General features: G+C 74.4%; 11 protein-coding genes and 1 pseudogene. 5 read left to right on the top strand and 7 right to left on the bottom strand.

All coding sequences use genetic code 11. The annotated features are described in order from the left end of the window. The first annotated feature begins 23 nt into the window (after nt 1–23). A pseudogene (locus IF83_RS34910) lies at nt 24–435 on the top strand (winged helix-turn-helix transcriptional regulator). Here the strand turns inward: IF83_RS34910 and IF83_RS32350 are convergent. Then, nucleotides 384–1,991 (bottom strand): helix-turn-helix domain-containing protein, encoded by a 1,608-nt coding sequence (locus IF83_RS32350; RefSeq protein ID WP_078843677.1) that lies wholly within the window; start codon nt 1,989–1,991, stop codon nt 384–386. The pseudogene IF83_RS34910 and the gene IF83_RS32350 sit on opposite strands and share 52 nt — an antisense overlap. Before the next feature lie 179 nt (nt 1,992–2,170). On the opposite strand from IF83_RS32350, the gene IF83_RS0120565 reads away from it, so the two are divergent. Then, on the top strand, nt 2,171–2,908 hold the full coding sequence (locus IF83_RS0120565) for a DUF4232 domain-containing protein (protein WP_030546259.1): 738 nt from the start codon (nt 2,171–2,173) through the stop codon (nt 2,906–2,908). Nucleotides 2,909–3,183: 275 nt separating this feature from the next. Here the strand turns inward: IF83_RS0120565 and IF83_RS0120560 are convergent, their stop codons facing one another. The 4 genes from IF83_RS0120560 to IF83_RS0120545 all read right to left on the bottom strand — a co-directional run bounded on the left by IF83_RS0120560 (nt 3,184) and on the right by IF83_RS0120545 (nt 11,669). Further along, on the bottom strand, nt 3,184–4,701 hold the full coding sequence (locus IF83_RS0120560) for an extracellular solute-binding protein (RefSeq protein WP_051723038.1): 1,518 nt from the start codon (nt 4,699–4,701) through the stop codon (nt 3,184–3,186). Beyond that, nucleotides 4,698–7,835, bottom strand: coding sequence for a caspase family protein (locus tag IF83_RS0120555; RefSeq protein WP_030546255.1), 3,138 nt, complete (start codon nt 7,833–7,835; stop codon nt 4,698–4,700). Before IF83_RS0120555 ends, IF83_RS0120560 begins: the two co-directional genes overlap by 4 nt. 3 nt (nt 7,836–7,838) lie before the next feature. Then, on the bottom strand, nt 7,839–8,228 hold the full coding sequence (locus IF83_RS0120550; protein ID WP_030546253.1) for an effector-associated constant component EACC1: 390 nt from the start codon (nt 8,226–8,228) through the stop codon (nt 7,839–7,841). A gap of 357 nt (nt 8,229–8,585) precedes the next feature. Continuing rightward, complete coding sequence (locus IF83_RS0120545) at nt 8,586–11,669, bottom strand: hypothetical protein (RefSeq protein ID WP_030546251.1); 3,084 nt, start codon at nt 11,667–11,669, stop codon at nt 8,586–8,588. 294 nt (nt 11,670–11,963) lie between these two features. Here IF83_RS0120545 and IF83_RS0120540 point away from each other — a divergent pair, with 294 nt between their 5' ends. The 3 genes from IF83_RS0120540 (at nt 11,964) to IF83_RS0120530 (ending at nt 14,529) form a co-directional block, all read left to right on the top strand. Then, entirely contained in the window at nt 11,964–12,692 is a 729-nt protein-coding gene (locus IF83_RS0120540; RefSeq protein ID WP_030546249.1) for a GOLPH3/VPS74 family protein, read from the top strand. 385 nt (nt 12,693–13,077) lie between these two features. Continuing rightward, the gene (locus tag IF83_RS0120535) at nt 13,078–13,935 is read left to right on the top strand and encodes a helix-turn-helix domain-containing protein (RefSeq protein WP_030546247.1); all 858 of its coding nucleotides are present in this window, start codon (nt 13,078–13,080) and stop codon (nt 13,933–13,935) included. A 360-nt stretch (nt 13,936–14,295) separates the two neighbouring features. Next, nucleotides 14,296–14,529 (top strand): DUF397 domain-containing protein, encoded by a 234-nt coding sequence (locus IF83_RS0120530; RefSeq protein ID WP_051723036.1) that lies wholly within the window; start codon nt 14,296–14,298, stop codon nt 14,527–14,529. A gap of 312 nt (nt 14,530–14,841) precedes the next feature. On the opposite strand, the gene IF83_RS0120525 is transcribed toward IF83_RS0120530, so the two are convergent. Next, on the bottom strand, nt 14,842–15,957 hold the full coding sequence (locus tag IF83_RS0120525; RefSeq protein WP_030546243.1) for an ADP-ribosylglycohydrolase family protein: 1,116 nt from the start codon (nt 15,955–15,957) through the stop codon (nt 14,842–14,844). 391 nt (nt 15,958–16,348) lie between these two features. Then, the gene (locus tag IF83_RS0120520) at nt 16,349–18,982 is read right to left on the bottom strand and encodes a bifunctional FO biosynthesis protein CofGH (protein WP_078843675.1); all 2,634 of its coding nucleotides are present in this window, start codon (nt 18,980–18,982) and stop codon (nt 16,349–16,351) included. Nucleotides 18,983–19,082 lie beyond the last annotated feature (100 nt).

The following is a 19,082-nucleotide window of genomic DNA, read 5'->3' as shown; positions in this document are numbered from 1 at the left end:
CTTTTTGGTGACTGGGGAACCTGATGGTGACCAAGCAGTTGAAGGGCTCGGCCGACGAACCGGATGAAGCGGATTCGCAGCGCGCGGACTCCCCGGTGCGGGAGATCTTCTCCGGCCTCGCCGGCCAAAGGGCGCTGCTGATCAGCGAGATCCTCGGTGACCGCACCCCGCGCTTCAGCGAGGTGCGGAACGAGAGCGAGGGCATCAGCCACAAGATGCTCACCCGGAAGCTGCGCATGGTGGAGCTCAACGGCCGCCCTCACCGAGGCGGGCACGGCCCCGCGGAAGACGGTCGACGGCGTGTGCGACGGGACCCACCGGCACCTCGGCCACATCGAATCCGCCCGAGGCCGCCGCCCGGCACCCGGCGGCCCCGGCAGCGGTCATTCGTCCACCTGGGCCGTCCAGCTGTCGGTGCCCAGTGGGTACCCGTAGTCCGGGCGGCCGTTCGCGGACGTGGTGCGGAACGGCTTGCCGTTGTCGTCGATGCGCAGCGTCCCGCGGCGGTTGCCGCTCGACCACTCCAGCTCCGCGTACCAGCTGACGTACTGCGAGCCGGCATCGGCGGTGACGTACAGGACCTCGGGGTCGCTCTCGCTCACCTTGTACGGGAAGTCGCGCTGGCCGGCCTTGGGCACGGGTGCCGGGTTGCCCGCCGCCAGGTCGACGGAGAACGACTTCGTCGGGACGCCGCCCCCGCAGCCCACCGCCATGCGGTACGCGTTCCAGGCCGGCGCGCCCGCGCGCTCCACCACGCGGATCCGCAGGTTCTGCAGCACCACCGTCTCCCGGCCGGTTCCCTGCACGGTGAGTTCGACCCGGTGTTCGTCCGCAGCGACGGCACCCATCGCGGCCACCCAGCCCGGCGCGTCCTGCACCGGGGGCGGCGGCGAGACCTTCTCCGGCGGACGGTTGACCAAGTACATCGCCGAGCACGGGTGTTCCCAGGCGTGCGCACGGGCGGTCACCGCGAGGGGGGCGGCGCCCGTCTCCCCCCGTCCCGCGCCCCGGACCGGATTTCCGTCCGGAGAAGGGGACTTGGCGGCGTCGGGCTTTGTCCTGCCGCGGCCCGGGGCCGATGGGCTCGGGTCGCCGCCGGACGAGGCGGAGACGGACGGCGCAGCGGAGGACGGCGTGCCGGTCTCGCCCTTCGGCGCCTTCCCGGCGGCGCCCTCGCCGGCGGACACCGAACCCGGGCGCCGCTCGCCCCACTTCCCCTCGGGCACCAGGCTCAGCAGCACGGCCGTCGAGGCGAGGACGAGGGCGGCGGCGGACGCGGCGAGCACGGCCTTGCGCCGCCTGATCCGCCGGGTACGGGGAGACGGTGGGACGGGGAGGGTCGAGACCGCCGGGTCTGCCGGGTCTGCCTGATCCGCCTGATCTGCATCGTCTGCCGTGCCGGCTGCCGCGGTGGGCGCGGCGGGGCGCGGGGGGTCTGCTGGTCCGGCTGGTCCGAGTGATCCGGCTCGTCCGGCTGGTCCGGCTGGTCCGGCTGGTCCGGCTGGTCCGGCTGCGGACCCCGCGCCCCCGGGCGCTCCCGTCCAGGGCCTGGCGGCGGCCCGGTCGTCGGCGGCGTCCGGCCCCTCGCGGCCGGGCGCCGCCGCGTCGGGGACCTGCGCCGTGCCGGAGGCCGGCGCCATACCGGGGTCCCGGGCCTTATCGGCGTCCCTCCCCGTACCGGCCGCCGTGGCGGCTGCCGCCGCCCTGCGATCGCGGTCGCGGGCGGCATCCGCCACCACCCACCGGCGGTGTACTTCGACCAACTCCTCCGGCGTGGCCTTGCACAGCCGCGCGAGCCGCTCCACCGGCGCGTAATCCGCCGGTACGGCATCGCCGTTGCAGTAGCGGTGCAGTGTCGAGGCGCTCATGTGCAGACGCTTCGCCAGCGTGCCGTAGCTGAGCCCCGAGCGGTCCTTCAGTCCCCGTAACAGCTGGGCGAACTCGGCCTTCTCCTCCGCCGTCCCCACCTTGTCTCCATCCCATTCGCGCATTCGAGGGGAGGGTCAATTCCCCTGGTCAGCACCGGTTCGAACGTTCCAGCCTTCCGAACTCCCCGCCACGGCTACCGGCTGGAACGGATCGCGGCACAAGCTGAGGACATCCAAGCACGCGGCTCCCGCTCACCGGACGAGCCGCTGCTCCACATCGCGTGTCCTATGGGGGAATCATCATGTCCGCACTCGCTCACCGCTCCCGCACCCGCCTCTTCCTCACCGCCGCGTCCGCGGCCCTCGCCGCGCTCTCGCTGACCGCCTGCGCGGACGGCGGGGGTGTGCAGAGCGAGGGCCCGGCCGCGTCGGGTGCGGCCGGGAAGCAGGGCGGCGGTGCGTCGCAGGAGGGGAACGGCAACGGCATCAACGCGGTGCCGGCCGGATCCGCCGACGGCAAGGGCGGCACGGAGACGGGTGGCAAGTCCGCTTCCGGCGAATCGGGTTCGGATGAGGGTGCCACCGCCTCCAAGTCCCGGTCCGGCAAGGCCGGCCGGGCGGCCGTGGCCTGCTCCGACGCCAACACCGAGGTCACGGTGACCGAGGTCCCGCGCCCCATCAACCACCTGCTGCTGACCGCGACCAACACCGGCACCGCGCCCTGCTTCGCGTACAGCGCCCCGCTGCTGCGGTTCGACGAGAGCGCGCAGTCGGCCGTCCAGATCGTGGAGGACAGCAAGCCGCAGTCCGTCATCACCCTCGCACCGGGCGAGTCCGCCTACGCGGGCGTCCTCACCTGGGTGCCGGACGGCGGCGACGAGTCCGTGTCCAAGCGGCTGGACGTGTGGTTCGCCGCCAAGGAGGGAGGTTCGACGGGCTCCATGGTGAAGCTGCCGCTCCCGGGCGAGGGCGTCACCGTCAACGACGGAGCCGCCGTCACGTACTGGCAGCCGGACGTGGCCTCCGCGCTGACCTGGTGACCCGGCCCGGTCCGGGCAAACCCCGCCCGGTCTCCGGCTGTCCGGCCGCACGCGGCTCCGGACGGCCCGGGGGCCGGGCAGCGTGCCACGGTGTGATCCTTACCGGGTCCGGCCGGGTCCGGCCGGATACGCGGGACCGCGGCCGGCGCGGGCCCGACGCGGGTCCCGGCGCGGCCCGGGTCGTGCCCGGCACGGCACGGGTCCAGCACGGCACGGGCCCGGCGCGGCCCGGGCCCGGTCGTCCGCGCGGCGCGGGGCCGGCCCCCGGCCCGGCGTCAGCCGCCCTCCATGACCTGCCGGAGATCCTTGTCGAGCTGTTCCGAGGCGACGGTGCCCTCGTCCGTGTTCGTCCGCAGGGACGGGTGCACCTGCGTCTGGATCAGCTCCGTGAACGCCGCGTAGTACGGGGTCACCGGGCGCGGACGGGCGCTTCCCAGCGCCGCCTTGAGGGCGCGGGTGTACGGCGGGAGGCCGTCGTCGCCGGGCCCGGGCACCGGCTCCCCTGTGTCTTCCCCGCTCTCCCCGGCCCCGGCCGTCTCCCCGGCCCCGGCCGTCTCCCCGGCCCCGCCCGTGCCGGCCCCGGCCGTCTCCCCGGCCCCGCCCGTGCCGGCCCCGGCCGTCTCCCCGCCGCCACCGCCCGGTGCCGCGCTGCCCGTGAGGGAGCACTTCGGGCCCTCCGGCTCGTAGGACGCCTTCAGCACCGGTGCGAACCCGCCGTCCAGCAGGCAGCGTTGCTGCTCGGGTTCGGCGAGGTGGTCCAGCAGCTCCCGGGCCGGGCCGGCGTTCTCGCTGCCCGCCGTGATCGCCAGGTTCTGCCCGCCGAGCACGGAGGCGCCGCGCCCCTTCGGCCCGGGCAGCGGTACGACCCCGAACTTGCCCGCCATCTTCGCGGCCAGCACGTTGTAGACGTAGGGCCAGTTGCGCATGAAGGCCACCTCGCCCTTCTCGAACATGCGCAGCGTGTCGAGCTCCGTGGCGCTCCGCGCCTCCGGGGGCATGATCCGCCGGTAGCGGTCGGCGAGGTTGCGCAGCCCGGCCTCGGTCCGCGGGGTGGCGGCGCGGACGTCGTACGCCGTCGCCGACCCCTCCCTCTTCTCGACGAGTTCGCCGCCGCTCGCCCAGACCGACTCCAGCGTGTTGACCGTCAGCCCCTCGTACTCGCCAAGCTGGGTGGCGTAGCCGTGCGGGAAGACCCTGGTGACCTGGTCCTCGTCCGTGGCCGCGACCGCCGCGCGTTCGAGGTCCGCCCAGGTCCGCGGCGGCTCCCGGTCCCGGTCCCGCCAGACGTCCTTGCGGTAGTAGAGCAGGGCCGCGTCGGTGTTGAACGGCACGGCCCAGACGTCCTCGCCGTACCGGGCCGTGCTGGCGACCTGCTCCCACATGCCCTCCAGCGGGTCCCCGCCGAGGGGCCGGATCAGCTCGCCGGCCGCGAACTCGGCGGTCCAGGTCACGTCCATGTTGACGATGTCGTAGGCGGCCCTGTCTCCCTGCAGGGTCGCGACGAGCTGGCTGCGGGCGTCGTCGGTGGCGGTCGGCAGATGGACGAACTCCACCTCCACGTCCGGCCGTCGGGCGTCCCAGGCCCGGATGAGGTTCTGCCGCACCGGCTCCTGCGAGACGTCGGAGGCCGTGGCCAGCCGCAGTACGCGCTTCACGCCGGACGGTGCCGGGTCGGGCGGGCCGTCCCCGCCGGCGCCGCAGCCGGCCAGGGCGGCCAGAACGGCCAGGGCGGTGAGAGCGCTCGGGGCGGCGCCCCGCGCACGGCCGCTCCGCGCCGGGCTCCGCCTGCTCACCGCGCCGCCCTCCCCCGCACCGCTCCGGCCACCTGCTCGGCGAGTTTCTTCGCCGCGTCCTCCCCCGCGAAGCACTCGGCCCGGTCCTGGGGGTTCTTGAACCCCTGGATCTCGGCCGTGCAGCCCTCCAGCCGGGTGGAGAGCACCAGCACATCGGCGCTGCCGTCCTTGGTGCGTTCCTTCTCCATGGCCCTGAAGGCGGCCGCGTCGGAGTCGCGCCGGGGCCGGTCGTCCCCGTCGGTGATGAGGACGATCAGCGGCCGGTCGTCGCCCCGGGTGTCGCGCAACGCCTTCGTCAGCACCTCGTAGACCGCCGCGCCCTCCGGGACCACCCGCTGTCCGGGCAGGTCCCTGGCCCATTCCTGGGCCCGCGCCTGCTCGTCGCCCGGGGTGTTCCGCTCGACGACCACGGTGGCCTCGGCCGGTCTCGCCGCCGACTTCGGATAGGTCCGGATCCCGAAGCGGTCCTGGGGGCCGAGCCTGCGCAGCGCGCGCCGCAGGGCGTCCGCCGCGAGCTCCCGCTTGCCGCCCCCGGCCATGGAGCCGGAGACGTCGACGAGGAAGAGCACCTGGCCGGGTTCGCGGGTCCGGGTGTGGTCCGCGACCACTGCGTCGGCGACGAGATGGCCGGGGACCTCGCGCACGAACGGGACGTCCCGCAGGACGCCGCTCTCCTCCGGCTCCCGCCACGCCTCCCCGGACGGGGGCAGCGGACGGCCCCCGGCGTCGGACCCGCGGACCAGGCCGCCCAGCAGCCGCCCGCCGCCCTCCCCGGCGAGCCAGCTCTGGAACGCCTTCACCGCCGCCGACCGCGGCTCCGCGTCGCCCGCGCCCTCCCAGACCACCTCGGCCACCTGGAGATCCATCCAGGGCACTCCCTCCGGGTAGTACGCCAGCAGCCGCGCCTCGTCGTCCGCCGGCCTGCTGTTGCCGCAGGACGAGTCGGCGCCGGGACGGTCCCCGAGGTTGAAGTCGGCGACGTGCTTCTCCGCGACGAGCACCGCCGCGCGGCCGAGGCCCGGGCCGTCGCGGTCCGCCGCGTCGCGGGTGAGATCGCAGAGCAGGGTGTCGGCGCCGGCCGCCGGCACGGACCGGCCGCCGAGCCGCTTCTCGATCTGCTCGGCGTCCCGTTCCGCCCCGCCCGCGAACCGGCCGTCGGGTGCCTCGTACAGGCCGACGGTGTGCTGGAGCCCGGTGCCGGAGGAGTCCGGATCGGGGCGGAGCAGCGGCAGGCCGGGCTCCACCTCCTCCAGGGCGGCGAGGAGTTCGTCCCAGCTACTGCCCGTGCGGTGGACTCCGGCCTTCCGCAACCGCGGCTCCAGGGCGGCGGGGACGGCGAGGACCAGCGGCGAATAGCCCACGGTGCGGTAGGACTTCACTGCCGCGGGACCCGGCGCGCGGCGCAGGCTGCCCTCGATCCGGCCGAGTTCCGTGCTGGAGCCGGCGACGATGACGTCCGGCTGCGGGCCCACGTCCCGCAGCGGGTCGGGGCAGGCGGCGTTCAGGGACTTCTCACCGGCGGGGTTCTTGTTCTTCTTGTCCTTGTCTTTGTCGTCGGCGGGGTCCTCCTTCTCCTGGCCGGCCTTGTCCTCGCCGGCCTCGTCCCCGGCCGGTGACGCGTCCGGCGCGGTGGGCCGGCACGCCCCGGCGGGGATGCCGCCCGTGCCGGTGCCGGAGCCCCGGTGGTCGGCGCCCTTGGCGCTGTCGTACCCCTCCCAGAGGACGGACGCCTCGAACGCCTCGGCGGTCTCGCCCGGCCCCGCCTCGTAGACGGTGAGGTTCACGCGGCGGCAGTGCGCCGGCTCCCGGTCGTCCGGGCCGAGCGGTTCGCGGTTGGCCTCGCTCCGCATGTACGCGTTCGCGGCCCGGGTCACGGCCGTCCGGTTCTCGGCGCCGGTCATGACGCGCAGTTCCCTCGGCGGGGGGCAGTCCGGGCCGTCCGGCTCGTCCGTGCCCGCGTACGCGTACAGCGCGACGGACGACAGCAGGACGCTCAGCATCAGGGCCGCCGCCTTCCACCGCCGGGCGACGGCCGGGGCGGGGCCGGACGCCCTGTCCCCGCGGCGCCCGCCCGCCGTCCTCAGTCGGCGCAACAGCCGGTCGCGCGACGGGAGTTCCGGGTACGGGGGCGGCGGGGGCGGCGGCACGGGCCGCGGGGCGGGCCCCGGGCGGACGGCACGCGAGATCAGCAGTCCGGGCCCGTCGCCCCTGCCGTTGTTCTCGGGACCCCAGCCGTCCTCCAGCCTTGTCGGCCAGCGGCCGGTCTCCCGGCGGAGCCACTGGTAGAGGTCCTGCATGCTCAGTCCCGCCGACCCCGGTTCGCCGCCCTGCTCCATGGCGGTGATCACGGCATGGGTGAAGCGGCTGCGCGGCGGTGTGCCGTCCACTCCGTCGACGGACTGGGTCCTGGTCGGCTGCGACGAGGCCAGGACGTAGTAGCTCTCCAACTGGGTGCCGCCGACCGCCGCCGTTCCCGAGTAGCAGCAGTCGAGGATGAAGACGGCGTGCCGGAAGGTGCCGGACGACAGTTGGTCCCGTACGTCCGGCCAGAGGACGGCCGTTCCCCGCGGATCGATCCGGACGTCCGAGTTCCGCGTCAGGAGATGGAGCACCTGCTCGCCGTGCGGGGCACGGTGGCCGTGGCCCACGAAGTAGAAGAACAGGAGGTCCGTGGCCTCTTCACCGGCCCGTTTGAGCGCGGCCAGCCACTCGGCGCGGAGCGGCGCGTGCAGCACCTCGATGCGGTCCGGCCGGAGGATGCCGTGCCGCTCGTCGGACAGCGCGGCTTTGAGGTCCTTCAGATCGCGCTCGACATAGTCCAGCGTCTCGAAGCCCGGCGCGGACGGCGCCCCGACGAGCAGGGCCCGGGAACGCGCGGGGTCGGGGAAGGTCCGGCCGGGTGCGTGGTGGTGGGCGTGGCCGTGGTGGTGGTCGTGGTGGTGGCTGCCGTCGCCGTGGCTGTCCCCCGGTACCGGTTCCGGTGCTGGTCCGCGGCCGGGTGTCCGTTCGCGGTCGGGTGCGTCCTCGTGGTCGTGGGCGGCGCGCGGCTGTCCCGGCGCGTCCGGGGAGGAGGAAGAGGAGGGGGACGAGGATGAAGAGGGGGAGGACAAGCGGTCGGACCCACGCTGTGCCATGGTCTAGGCCCCACCGGCCGTGCCGGCCTCCAGCTCCGCCCGGATGCGGTCCACGATGTCGGGGACTCCCTGTTCGTCCAGATCGGCCGCCGTGAACCGCAGCGGGGCCCGGCCCTCCAGTTCGACCCGGACGACGACGTCCTCACCGCCGGACGCGAGCCTCCGGCGGCTCCGCATCCAGCCCGCCAGCCCGCCGAACAGCGCGTTCAGCTGCTCGTGCAGCGTGGCCGCCGCGATGTTCGCGACGACGGTCACCACGATGGCCTCCAGCAGTCCGGCCCGGCCGGGAGCCGGCTCCTCCGTGAACCGCCAGTGGGCCGTGAACGCCGTGTCGTCTCCGAGCCAGCCCGCGATGCCGTGCAGTTCCGTGCCGGTGTCCGCGACCCCGTCCACACTGATCCGGATCCTCACTGCCGCCAGCCCCCGCTCGGTCGACCTGTGCCCGGTGAACACGATACGTCCGTGTCCTGTGACACACAGCCAATCCGACTGACTTGGGCGTCAGTTGGCCCGAATCGTGACCGTCGGGACGGCGGAAGCGGTGGACGGCCGAACGCCGTCCCCGGACGGCGGGCGCGCCCCCTCCCCTCTCCCTCCCGAAGCCGACCGCCCGGACCGTGAGGCCGGTCCGGGCGGTCGGGGGGGTCGGGGCAGTCCGGGCGGTCGGGGCGATCCGGCGTTACGGGCGTCCGTCCCGCTCGGGGCTCCGGGCCGGGATCCGTGTCGGGGGACCCGTCCCGGAGGACCCGGTCAGAGGATCCGGGTCAGCTTGCTGCCGAAGCCCGGCTCCTCCTTGACCTTCTCCAGCGCCACCGGAACCTTCACCTGGCCCGGGCCGCTGCCGACCGTCAGCAGGCCGACCTCGGTGCCCGCCTCCGCCTCGTGCGGGACGGTCTCCCCGCCGTCGCTGAGCGCGAGTTCCACCGTCAGCCCCGGCCAGCCGACCGCCGTGACGTCCTTGGTGGCGACCACCGGGGTCGTACCGCCCAGGCCGTCGTCGACATGGCCGACGACCTGGCCCTTCTCGACCACCTTGGCGTCCGTGAGCACCGCCTGCGCCGACTCGATGAGCTGCTTGCTGACCTCGGTCACCGAGTCGATGGCCGGCACCTTGTACTGGCCCAGCGCCGCGCCGACGATCAGCTGCTTCGTCCCGGCGATGGGCTGCTCCGCCGCGAAGAGCAGATTGCCGCCCGCGGCGGTGCTCGTACCGGTCTTGATGCCGATGCCCGTGTAGGGGATCAGGCGGTTGTAGTTGAGCTGCTTGTCGTCATTGCTGTCGATGTAGTACGTCTTCGCGGAGATCTCCTTGAAGACCGGGATCGCCATCGCCGCCTTGCCGAGCTTCACCAGGTCCTTGGCGGTGCTCACCGTCGACTTCTCCAGGCCGCTGGGGTCGGTGAAGGTGGTGTTCCTCATGCCGAGGTCCTTGGCGGCGTCGTTCATCGCGGCGACGAAGTCCCCGCCGTTCTCCTGCTCGTACCAACGGGCCATCAGCCGCGCCACGTTGTTCGCGGAGGGGAGCATGAGCGCTTCCAGCGCCTCGTACTCGGAGAGCATCTGCCCCTCCGTCAGCCGCACCACGGACTCGCTGTCGGCCTTGCCGGTCTCGTAGTCCTTCACGGCCTGGGCGTCGACCTTCATCTTCACGCCCTCGTCGCCCTTCTTCACCGGATGCTCGCGCAGGAAGACGTACGCGGTCATGACCTTGGCGACGCTGGCGATCGGAACGGGCTTCTCCTCCCCGGAGGAACCGAGGCTGCCGAGACCGTCGATCTCCACATAGGCCTGGCCCTCGTCCGGCCACGGCAGGGACGGCTTCTCGCCCTTGAAGGCGTACTCGGAGGCCGCCGTCAGCCGCAGCTCGGGTTCCGGCAGCGGACGGATGGACTGTGCGATCGCGAACACGATCAGGAGGAGCAGGACCAGCGGCGTCCAGATCTTGACCCGGCGCACCAGGGTGCGCAGCGGAGTCTCCGGCGGCGGCGGGGTGTTGGTGAGCTTGGCCAGCAGATCGAGCGGCGGCAGCGGCTGCTGCTTGGTCCGCTCGACCTCGGACTCCCCGGCCGGTGACGGAGCGACCGCGGCTCCGGCGGCGGCCTCGGCCCCGGGCGCGGCGGTGGTTCCGGGCGCGGCCTTGGCATCAGGGGCAGCCGTGGCCCCGGCTCCGGCCCGCGCGGCGGGCGCGGCGCCGCCGCTCGCGGAGTCCGCGCGGGCGGTCTCCGGACGCGCCGCCCAGGAGGGCCCGGCGGCGGGGGTCTTGGACGGCGGGGGCGTGCGGGGCGCGGTCTCGGAGGACTGCAGCGGTACGAACGTGCTGGCCCGCCCGGCAGCCGGTCCGGCAGCCCTCGGCTTGCCGGACCCGGCCTCGCCGGCGTCCGCCTTTCCGGGCTCGGACTTTCCGGGCTCGGACTTTCCGGACCCGGGCTCGCCGGCCCCCGTCTTCGCGCGCTCCGGCTTCCCCGTGTCCGGTGTTCCGGCCTCCGGCTTCGCAGTGCCGGGCTTTGCGGTGCCGGGCTTGTCGCCGCCCGGCTCCCCGGTTTCCGGCCCCCCGCCACCCGCCTTGTCCGCAACCGCCTTTGCGGCCTCCGCCGTCTTCGCCCCGCCCGTCGAACCGTTGGCCGATGTGCTGTCGCGGGTCTCGTCCGTGTCCTTCCCGCCGGTTCCGACGGCCGGCCCGGCACCGCCCGGCTTGGCCGGCTGCCGCACCCGGAAGACCGCCGTCGGCTGGTCCACGGGCTTGTCCTTACGGGCCGCACCGCCCGCGGCGGCATCGGCGGCACCTCCGGCATCGGCGGCACCGGCGGCACCGGCGGCACCACTGTCCCCGTCGACACGGTCGGCGTTCGCGCCGCTCCCGGTGCTCGCCGTGCCCGCGCCGCTCTTGCCGGCCTTCGAGCCCGCCGCATCAGGTGACGCGGACTCGGCGTCCCGCGCCGGTTCGTCCGCCGTGGCGGAGTCGCCGTCCTTCGCGTTCGCCTTCGCAAGCGGTTCGGCTGCCTTCCGGCCCTGGCGAGCCTCTTCCGGGGCGGACTTCTTCCCGGGGGCCACCGCGTCCGCGGAGTCCGAGTCCTCGCCCTTCCCGGTCGACGGCTCGGACGGCTCGGACGGCTCGGAGGGCTCTGACGGCTCCGCGGGCTTCCGCTCCTCGCCGTCCCGGAGGGGACTGCCGAAGACCATGGTTCCCCGGTCTCCGCTGCCCCCCGCGGGAGCCCCGGTGCGGGCGGACGAACCGCGTTCCGAGGACTCGGCGCGTGCGGCCCGCAGGCCGCCGAAGGCCGCCGTCACCAGGTCGGCGCGCCCGGCCGCGTCGTCCTCGGCCCTCCCGTCCACGGCCGTTTCACCCTCGGCCGTCCCGCTCTCGGCCGTCCCGGTGGACGGTCCGGCGGACGGTCCGGTGTCTTCGTCCTCCGAGGCAGCCTCGGAGGACGTCTCCGGGGCGGACTGCTCGTCGTCGCTCGTGGCGACCCAGGCCGCGACCGCGTCCCGCAGCCGTCCGTCGACCGGTTCCGCCGCCTTCTGCCCGCTCCCGGCTCCGGTCCCGGGGGTCCCGGCAGCAGCGCCGTCCTCCGAAGCCCCGCTCTCCGAAGCACCGGCCTCCGGCGCGCTGCCGTCCGGGATGCCGTTCTCCGGGTCGGCATCCTCCGCCACGGCCTCCACGGCCTCCGCGGCCTCCGCGGCCTCCGCGTCCCCGCCGCCACCGCCCGCTCCGCGGCCGTCGTCCTCCGACGAGGTTCCGAAAACGGCGAGGCGCGGGTCGCGCCCGGATTCCGCTTCCGTCGTCGCCCCCGATGACTTCCGCTGCTCCGACTTACCGGGGGACTCGCCCGCCACCGTGCCTCCTCCATACGTACTGCTGTCCAACGTGCCGCGGGGACCCCGTATGATCCGACGGCACCGCGCGCCACTGCTGATCCGCACCACCAGTGTCCAGCGCGGAACCCTCCGTTCCGCCCACCGGGCCGCCGAGATCCGGCTTCCGCTCCCCGATCGGCGCCCGGACGGCCCCCGCCCAGTGGCTAGACGAGGACGACATACCTAACGGTTCCCTCACAAAGTCCCCAGGCACTCTCGACAGACCATTGTGAGAGGGGTCACCCTGTCAGACATCCACGCGGGGAGGCATGGATGGGCAGGAGCCGCAGAACAATTCCGGAGGAGCTTCTGCTGCTGGCCTTGGACCCGGCCACGGGAACCACGGCGCAGCCGCAGTCGCTCGACCTCGGTCTCGCCGGGGCACAGCTAGTGGAGCTGGCTCTGGCAGGACGGATAGCCCCTGACGGGGATCGTATCGCCGTGGTGCTGCCACGGCCGACAGGAGATCCGACACTGGACTCCGCGCTCGAACTGCTGCGCCGTCGCGGCAGTCCGGTGCGCGCCGTCCACTGGATCGGCGGGCCCCGGCTGGGGCTGCGCCAGACGTATCTCACGCATCTGGAGCGGTGCGGCATGGTCCATGCCGTGGCCGGACAGATGTGCGGGGTACTGCCGACGACGCGCTACCAGGCGACGGAGACGGCCATCAGCCGGGACATCAGGAACCGGCTCGACAACGCGATCCGCACCGGCGTACCGCCGGACCCGCGGACCGCGGCGCTGGCCGCGCTCGCCCACGCGGTGGGGCTCGGCAAGCACCTCTACCCGGGCAACGAGGGCAGGTCCTGCCGCTCCAGGCTGCGGGATCTGATCCGGCACGACCCGATGGGCGGGCTCGTGGCCCACGCCGTGATGGACGTGCAGAACGGCGTGGCCGTGCAGCCGCGGCGATCGCCGGCGCCCCGGGGCGGACCGGGCGATCCGGCGGGCGTGCCGCCGCAGGCGCGGCGCGGGAGCATGGCGCGCGCCGCGGCGCGTTAGAGCGCCGGACGCACCCCACCCCGGTGCGTCGGCGGTCCGGCGCATCGGCGCACCAATGCGCCGGAGCACCGGAGCAGCAACTCAGTACCCACACCCCCAACCCACTCTCGGAACCGAACGATTCACCCACCCACCGACCGGACCGCCGTCCCCACGGCCGGTCCGGGAGCCGGCGAGACGCGCGCGGGCGGTGGGCCGGGCGCCCGCGAAGGCGCCCGGCCCCCGTCCGCGCGCGGCCTGCCCGGGTATGTCCGCACGCGCGGCGGCGCGGCCATCGCCCGAAGTGCACGGAGGGCAACCCTCTGTCGCCGTTTCCCAGCGCCGCCGCGGTCCGCAGTGGCAGGCTGCTGGAAAAACAGCGGTTTCGAGTCGGAGGTGCGGCCTCGTGGCGTCTCATGTCAATCCCACCGTCAGGCGTCGCCGGTTGGGCCAGGAGTTGCGCCGGCTCCGCGAGCTCAAGGGCATGACGGCGGAAGCCGTCGCGGAGCGGCTGCTGGTGTCCCAGTCCAAGATCAGCAGGCTGGAGAACGGCCGCCGCAGCATCAGCCAGCGCGACGTGCGCGATCTCTGCCGGGTCTACGAGGTCGAGGACCAGCGTGTCGTCGACTCCCTGATGCAGATGGCCAAGGAGTCGCGGCAACAGGGCTGGTGGCATGCCTTCGGCGACATCCCGTACAGCGTCTACATCGGTCTGGAGACGGACGCCGCGTCCGTCCGCAACTACGAGTCGCTGCTCGTCCCCGGGCTGCTGCAGACCCGAGAGTACGCCGAGGCCGTGATCGAGGGCATGGAGCCCGAGGCGGCCCCGGCCGACAAGGCCAAGCGGGTGGAGGTCCGGATGAAGCGCCAGGACCGCATCCACGACCCCGTCTCTCCGCTGCGCTTCTGGGCCGTGGTGGACGAGTCGGCGCTGCGCCGGGTCGTCGGCAGCCCGCGGATCATGCGGGAACAGCTGGAGCAGCTGATCGAGCTGAGCCACCGCCCGCATGTGACGGTGCAGGTCCTCCCGTACTCGGTGGGCGCGCACCCGGGCATGGTCGGCACCTTCTCGCTGCTGGAGTTCTCGGACGCGGCGGACTCCAGCGTGGTCTACCTGGAGGGCGTCACCAGCGACCTCTACCTGGAGAAGCACGGGGAGGTGCAGCACTACAGCGTGATGTACGAGCACCTGCGGGCCCAGGCGCTTCACCCGGAGCGCACCCGGCAGCTCATGTCCAAACTGGCCAAGGAGTACGCCGGCTGAGCGGCGCGCTGCCGGGGGCCGGGCGGCCGGGCGGCACCGGAAAGACGCGCGTCCGGGAAGGCGGGGAGGCCGGCCGGGCGGGGCCGCGAAAGTGCCGCCTCCCAGCTGTAGCGGCCCGGAGTGTCCGTCAGGTGACGTTCAGTCAACCAGTGGATGACCACGGGGTGGCAGGGCCGGGGCAGAGTACACGCCCTGGTCGGCGGGCGGCAGAGATCGTCGCATATGCCATTCGTTCGGGTGATGGGACTTCCGGACCGGGTGGGGTGAGCCCGTAGCGTCGCTCACGCCCCGTCTCCCGGTGCCGTGCGCGGCCCGGGCGCCGCGGGCGTCACATCAACCCGCGAAGCCATCGGAGCAATCATGGCTGTACCACCCGTCACCCCCGCAACCCCCCACGCACAGGGCCTCAGCGGCGCCTGGAGGAAGTCGTCCCACTCGGGCAACGGCAACTGCGTCGAGGTCGCCGCCCGCGTTCCCGGATCCGTCGCGGTCCGGGACTCCAAGGACGTCGGCCGCCCGCCCCTGAGCTTCTCCGAGACCTCCTGGCGGGCATTCGTCGCGGGCCTCGACCACCGGGCCCCCGGCCTCGGCTGACCACCTCCCACAGCGGTGGCCGCGCCGTCACCTCGCACGGGGGAACGCGCCCACCGGGCACCACCCGCACGACGCACCACCCGCGGACGCACCACGCGCACCACGCGCACCACGCGCCAGGCGTCACGCACCAGGCACCACGCGTCACGCATCACCCGAGCTGAGCCCTCTCGACTGTGCTCGCCGTCCCGGCCGAGGGGGCTCGGCCCCACCCCCCGCACCACCTCCCCGCGGCACCTCCCCGCGGCACCTCCCCGCGGCACCCTCCGCAGATCCTCCCCGCACCTCACCGGCCCCGGCGCCCGCCCGGCGCTACGCCCGCGGGTAACGGGCCAGCCAGCCCGGGGAGGAGATCGCCGGTCCGTGCAGGGCCGGGCCCTGCGTCATCTCCATCGCGAAGTCGTCCGCCAGTTCCAGGATCGTCTGCCGCCCCTCCACCTCCGCCAGCCATCCCGGCGGCAGGGCCGTCTCGCCATGCAGCACCCCGAGGAGGTTGCCGCAGACGGAGCCGGTGGCGTCCGAGGCGCCGCCGTGGTTCACGGCGAGCAGCAGCCCGTGCCGCACGTCCTCGGCGACCAGCGCGCAGTAGAGGGCGATCGCCAGCGCCTCGTCCGCCGTGCGGCCCTCGCCCAGCGACTCGACCCGAGCGGCCGACGGCAGCCCCTGCCGCACGGCGCCGAGGGCCGACTTGAGCGCGGCCGTCGTCTCCTCGTGGCCCGGCCGGGAGGCGATCTGCACCATGGCCTGCTGCACGGCCTGGTCGAGACTCTCCCCGCGCCCCAGCCCGTGCACGACGACCGCGAACGCCCCGGCGGCCAGATAGCCCGTCGGATGGCCGTGCGTCTGCGCCCCGCACTCCACCGCCAGCTGGAAAACGAGCTGCGGCTCCCAGCCGACGAGCAGCCCGAACGGCGCCGAGCGGGCCAGGGCGCCGCAGCCCTTCTCCTCCGGGTTCTTCGGCCGGTCGAGGGTGCCCATCCGGTCGTCGGCGAGCCCGAGGAGGCCGGCGCGGTCCGGGTCGCGGCGCGAGTAGAGCCACTCCTCGCGGGCCAGCCAGCCGTCCTCCGTCCGGCGCTCGTCCGGGCCCCACTCGTGCTGGGTGGCCGCCCAGCGCCGGTAGGCCCGGTGGAGATCGGTCGGCGGGTGCCAGGCCCCGGTGTCCCGGCGCACCTGGGCCCGTATCAGCCCGTCGACGGTGAACAGGGTCATCTGCGTCTCGTCGGTGACCGCGCCGCGGCGCCCGTACACCGGGACGAGGTCCGTCAGCCCCTGCTGGCCGTGGGCGGTGCGGATGTCCGGGAGCGAGTCGCCGGCGACCCCGGCGCCCAGCGCGTCGCCGATGGCGCCCCCGAGCAGGCAGCCCCGCACCCGGCTGCGGAAGTCCTGCTGTTCGGCGCGGCCCCAGACGGCCGTGCGCGCTGCGGTCACTGCGTTCCCTTCCGACGATGTACGCGCCCCCCAGCGCGCTGTCCCCCGCCATCTCTTCGGCGCGCAGCACTGTAGTGGACTGGTCCACACCTCAGGCCGGGCCGGATGCGGTTCCCCGGCGCCGCCGCGTCGCAGCGGCCTCCCGGCCCGCAACACCCGTCGCCCGGCACCCGGGGGCCTCTCCCGTCCCACGCGCTCCGCCGCCGGACCGTGCCGGGACGCGGTGTGCGGACCGCGCCCGGGCCGCGTGCGGCGGCGGGACGGCCGCACTCGGCGCGCTCCGGCCCGCCTCAACTGCCGCCCGGTGCCGCCGGGGTCGCTTCCGTCCCAACCGAGCCGTCCCACCCGAGCCGTCCAACCGGCGCTGCCGGACCGGCCCTCTCGGGCACACTCAGGAGTCGAGGACCGGCAGCAGCTCCGGCAGATGCCCGTCGGAGGCGGCCGCCGCCGCCTGCCGCTCCGCCGGCACCTCGCCGTAGGTGGTGGTGCGCGGGCGGGCGGGCCGGCCGGCGGCCTCGGCGATGGCCGTCAGATCGCGCACCGAGCGGTAGGAGCCGTAGGAGGAGCCCGCCATGCGGGAGATGGTCTCCTCCATCAGCGTGCCGCCCAGGTCGTTGGCTCCGGAGCGGAGCATCTCGGCGGCGCCCTCCGCGCCGAGCTTCACCCAGCTCGTCTGGATGTTGGGGATGTACGGGTGGAGCAGCAGCCGCGCCATGGCGGTGACGGCTCGGTTGTCGCGCACGGTCGGCCCGGGGCGGGCGATGCCGGCGAGGTAGACCGGGGCGTTGGTGTGGATGAACGGCAGGGTCACGAACTCGGTGAAGCCCAGGGCCCCCTTCTCCAGCGCCTGCCGCTGCATCCCGGCGAGCAGCCGCAGATGGCCGAGCCAGTGGCGGGGCTGGTCCACATGCCCGTACATCATCGTGGAGGAGGAGCGGATGCCCAGCTCGTGGGCCGTCCCGATCACCTCGACCCAGGTGGCGGCGGGCAGTTTGCCCTTGGTGAGCACCCAGCGGACCTCGTCGTCGAGGATCTCCGCGGCGGTGCCGGGGACGGAGTCGAGCCCCGCCTCCTTCGCGGCCGTCAGCCACTCGCGGACCGGCATCCCGGTGCGGGAGGCGCCGTTGACGACCTCCATCGGCGAGAAGGCGTGGACGTGCATCCCCGGCACGCGCTCCTTCACGGCCCGGGCGATGTCGAAGTAGGCGGTGCCGGGCAGGTCCGGGTGGATGCCGCCCTGCATGCACACCTCGACGGCGCCCACGTCCCACGCCTGCGCGGCCCGGTCGGCGACCTGCTCCAGGGAGAGGGTGTACGCGTCGGCGTCGGTGCGGCGCTGCGCGAAGGCGCAGAAGCGGCAGCCGGTGTAACAGACGTTGGTGAAGTTGATGTTGCGGGTGACGATGTACGTCACCTCGTCGCCGACCACCGAGCGGCGCAGGTCGTCCGCGACGGAGCACAGGGCGTCCAGGGCCGGGCCGTCGGCGTGCAGCAGGGCCAGCGCCTCGGCGTCCGTCAGCCGCTCCGGGTCGTCGGCGGCGGTGGCCAGCGCGGAGCGCACGTCGGCGTCGATGCGGGACGGGGCCATGCCCGGGGCGGCGGCCTCGCGCAGCGCCTCCCAGTCGCCGTACACCGCGTCGAAGTCCGCGCGGCGGTCGGCCGTGCGGCCCTCGGTGTCGATGGTGCGGTGCAGATCGGTGCGGCCGGTGGCGGTGAACCGCTCGTCCGGCTCCTGCCAGGGCAGGCCGGACGGCTTGACGCCCTCGCGGGCGAGGCCGGTCTCCGGGTCGGCGAGCGCGGTGACGTGCGGCAGCAGGCGCGGGTCGAGCCAGGGCTCGCCGCGGCGGATGAACTCCGGGTAGACGGTGAGGCGTTCGCGGAGTTCGAAACCGGCCTCGGCGGTGCGCGCGGCCAGCTCGTCGATCTGCGGCCAGGGGCGCTCGGGGTTGACGTGGTCGGGGGTGAGCGGGGAGACGCCGCCCCAGTCGTCGATGCCCGCGCCGATCAGCAGGGCGTACTCGGCGTCCACGAGGTTCGGCGGGGCCTGGATGCGGGCCGAGGGGCCGAGGATGTGCCGGGCCACGGCGACGGCCGCGGCCAGCTCCTCCAGCTCCGCGTCGGGCATGCCGCGCATCGCCGTGTCCGGCTTCGCGCGGAAGTTCTGGACGATGACCTCCTGGATGCCCTGGTAGGCGCGGGCGGTGCGGCGCAGCGCGAACAGCGACTCGGCGCGCTCCTCGTACGTCTCGCCGATGCCGATGAGGACGCCGGTGGTGAACGGCACATTGGAGCGGCCGGCGTCCTCCAGCACCCGCAGCCGCACGGCCGGTTCCTTGTCGGGCGAGCCGTGGTGCGGGCCACCGGGCTCGGACCAGAGGCGGGTGGCCGTCGTCTCCAGCATCATCCCCATGGAGGGGGCGACGGGCTTGAGCCGCTGGAGGTCCGTCCAGGACAGGACGCCGGGGTTGAGGTGCGGGAGGAGGCCGGTCTCCTCCAGGACGCGGACCGCCATGGCGCGGACGTAGGCGAGCGTGTCGTCGTAGCCGTGCGCCTCCAGCCAGGCGCGGGCCTCGGGCCAGCGGTCCTCCGGGCGGTCGCCGAGCGTGAACAGGGCTTCCTTGCAGCCCATCTCGGCGCCCCGGCGGGCGATGTCCAGCACCTCGTCCGGGGAGAGGAACATGCCCTCGCCGGCGCGGCGCAGCTTGCCGGGGACCGTGACGAAGGTGCAGTAGTGGCACGTGTCGCGGCAGAGGCGGGTGAGCGGGATGAAGACCTTGCGGGAGTACGTGATGACGCCGGGGCGCCCGGCCGCGGCCAGCCCGGCGTCCCGGACGCGGGCGGCCGAGGCGGTCAGCTCGGCCAGATCGGCGCCGCGGGCCCGCAGCAGGACGGCCGCCTCGGCGGTGTCGAGGGCCACGCCGTCGCGGGCCCGCCTGAGGGCGCGCCGCATGGCGTTGGCGGTGGGAGCGGCGGTGGGAGCGGCCTCCGCTCCGGGTGTCTCGGTGCCGTGCTCGCTCGTGGTCATCGTCCGAGCGTATGCGGACGGCTGACGAACCCGGGGCGGCGGGGGCGGCCGGAGCGGGGGCCCGGGCCCAGCCCGGGGCGGGGCGGGGCGGGGCGGGGTC

The sequence above is a fragment of the Streptomyces albus subsp. albus genome, assembly GCF_000719865.1.
GTDB classification, from domain to species: Bacteria; Actinomycetota; Actinomycetes; order Streptomycetales; family Streptomycetaceae; genus Streptomyces; species Streptomyces albus_E.
This window is presented reverse-complemented; position numbering and strand designations above follow the sequence as displayed.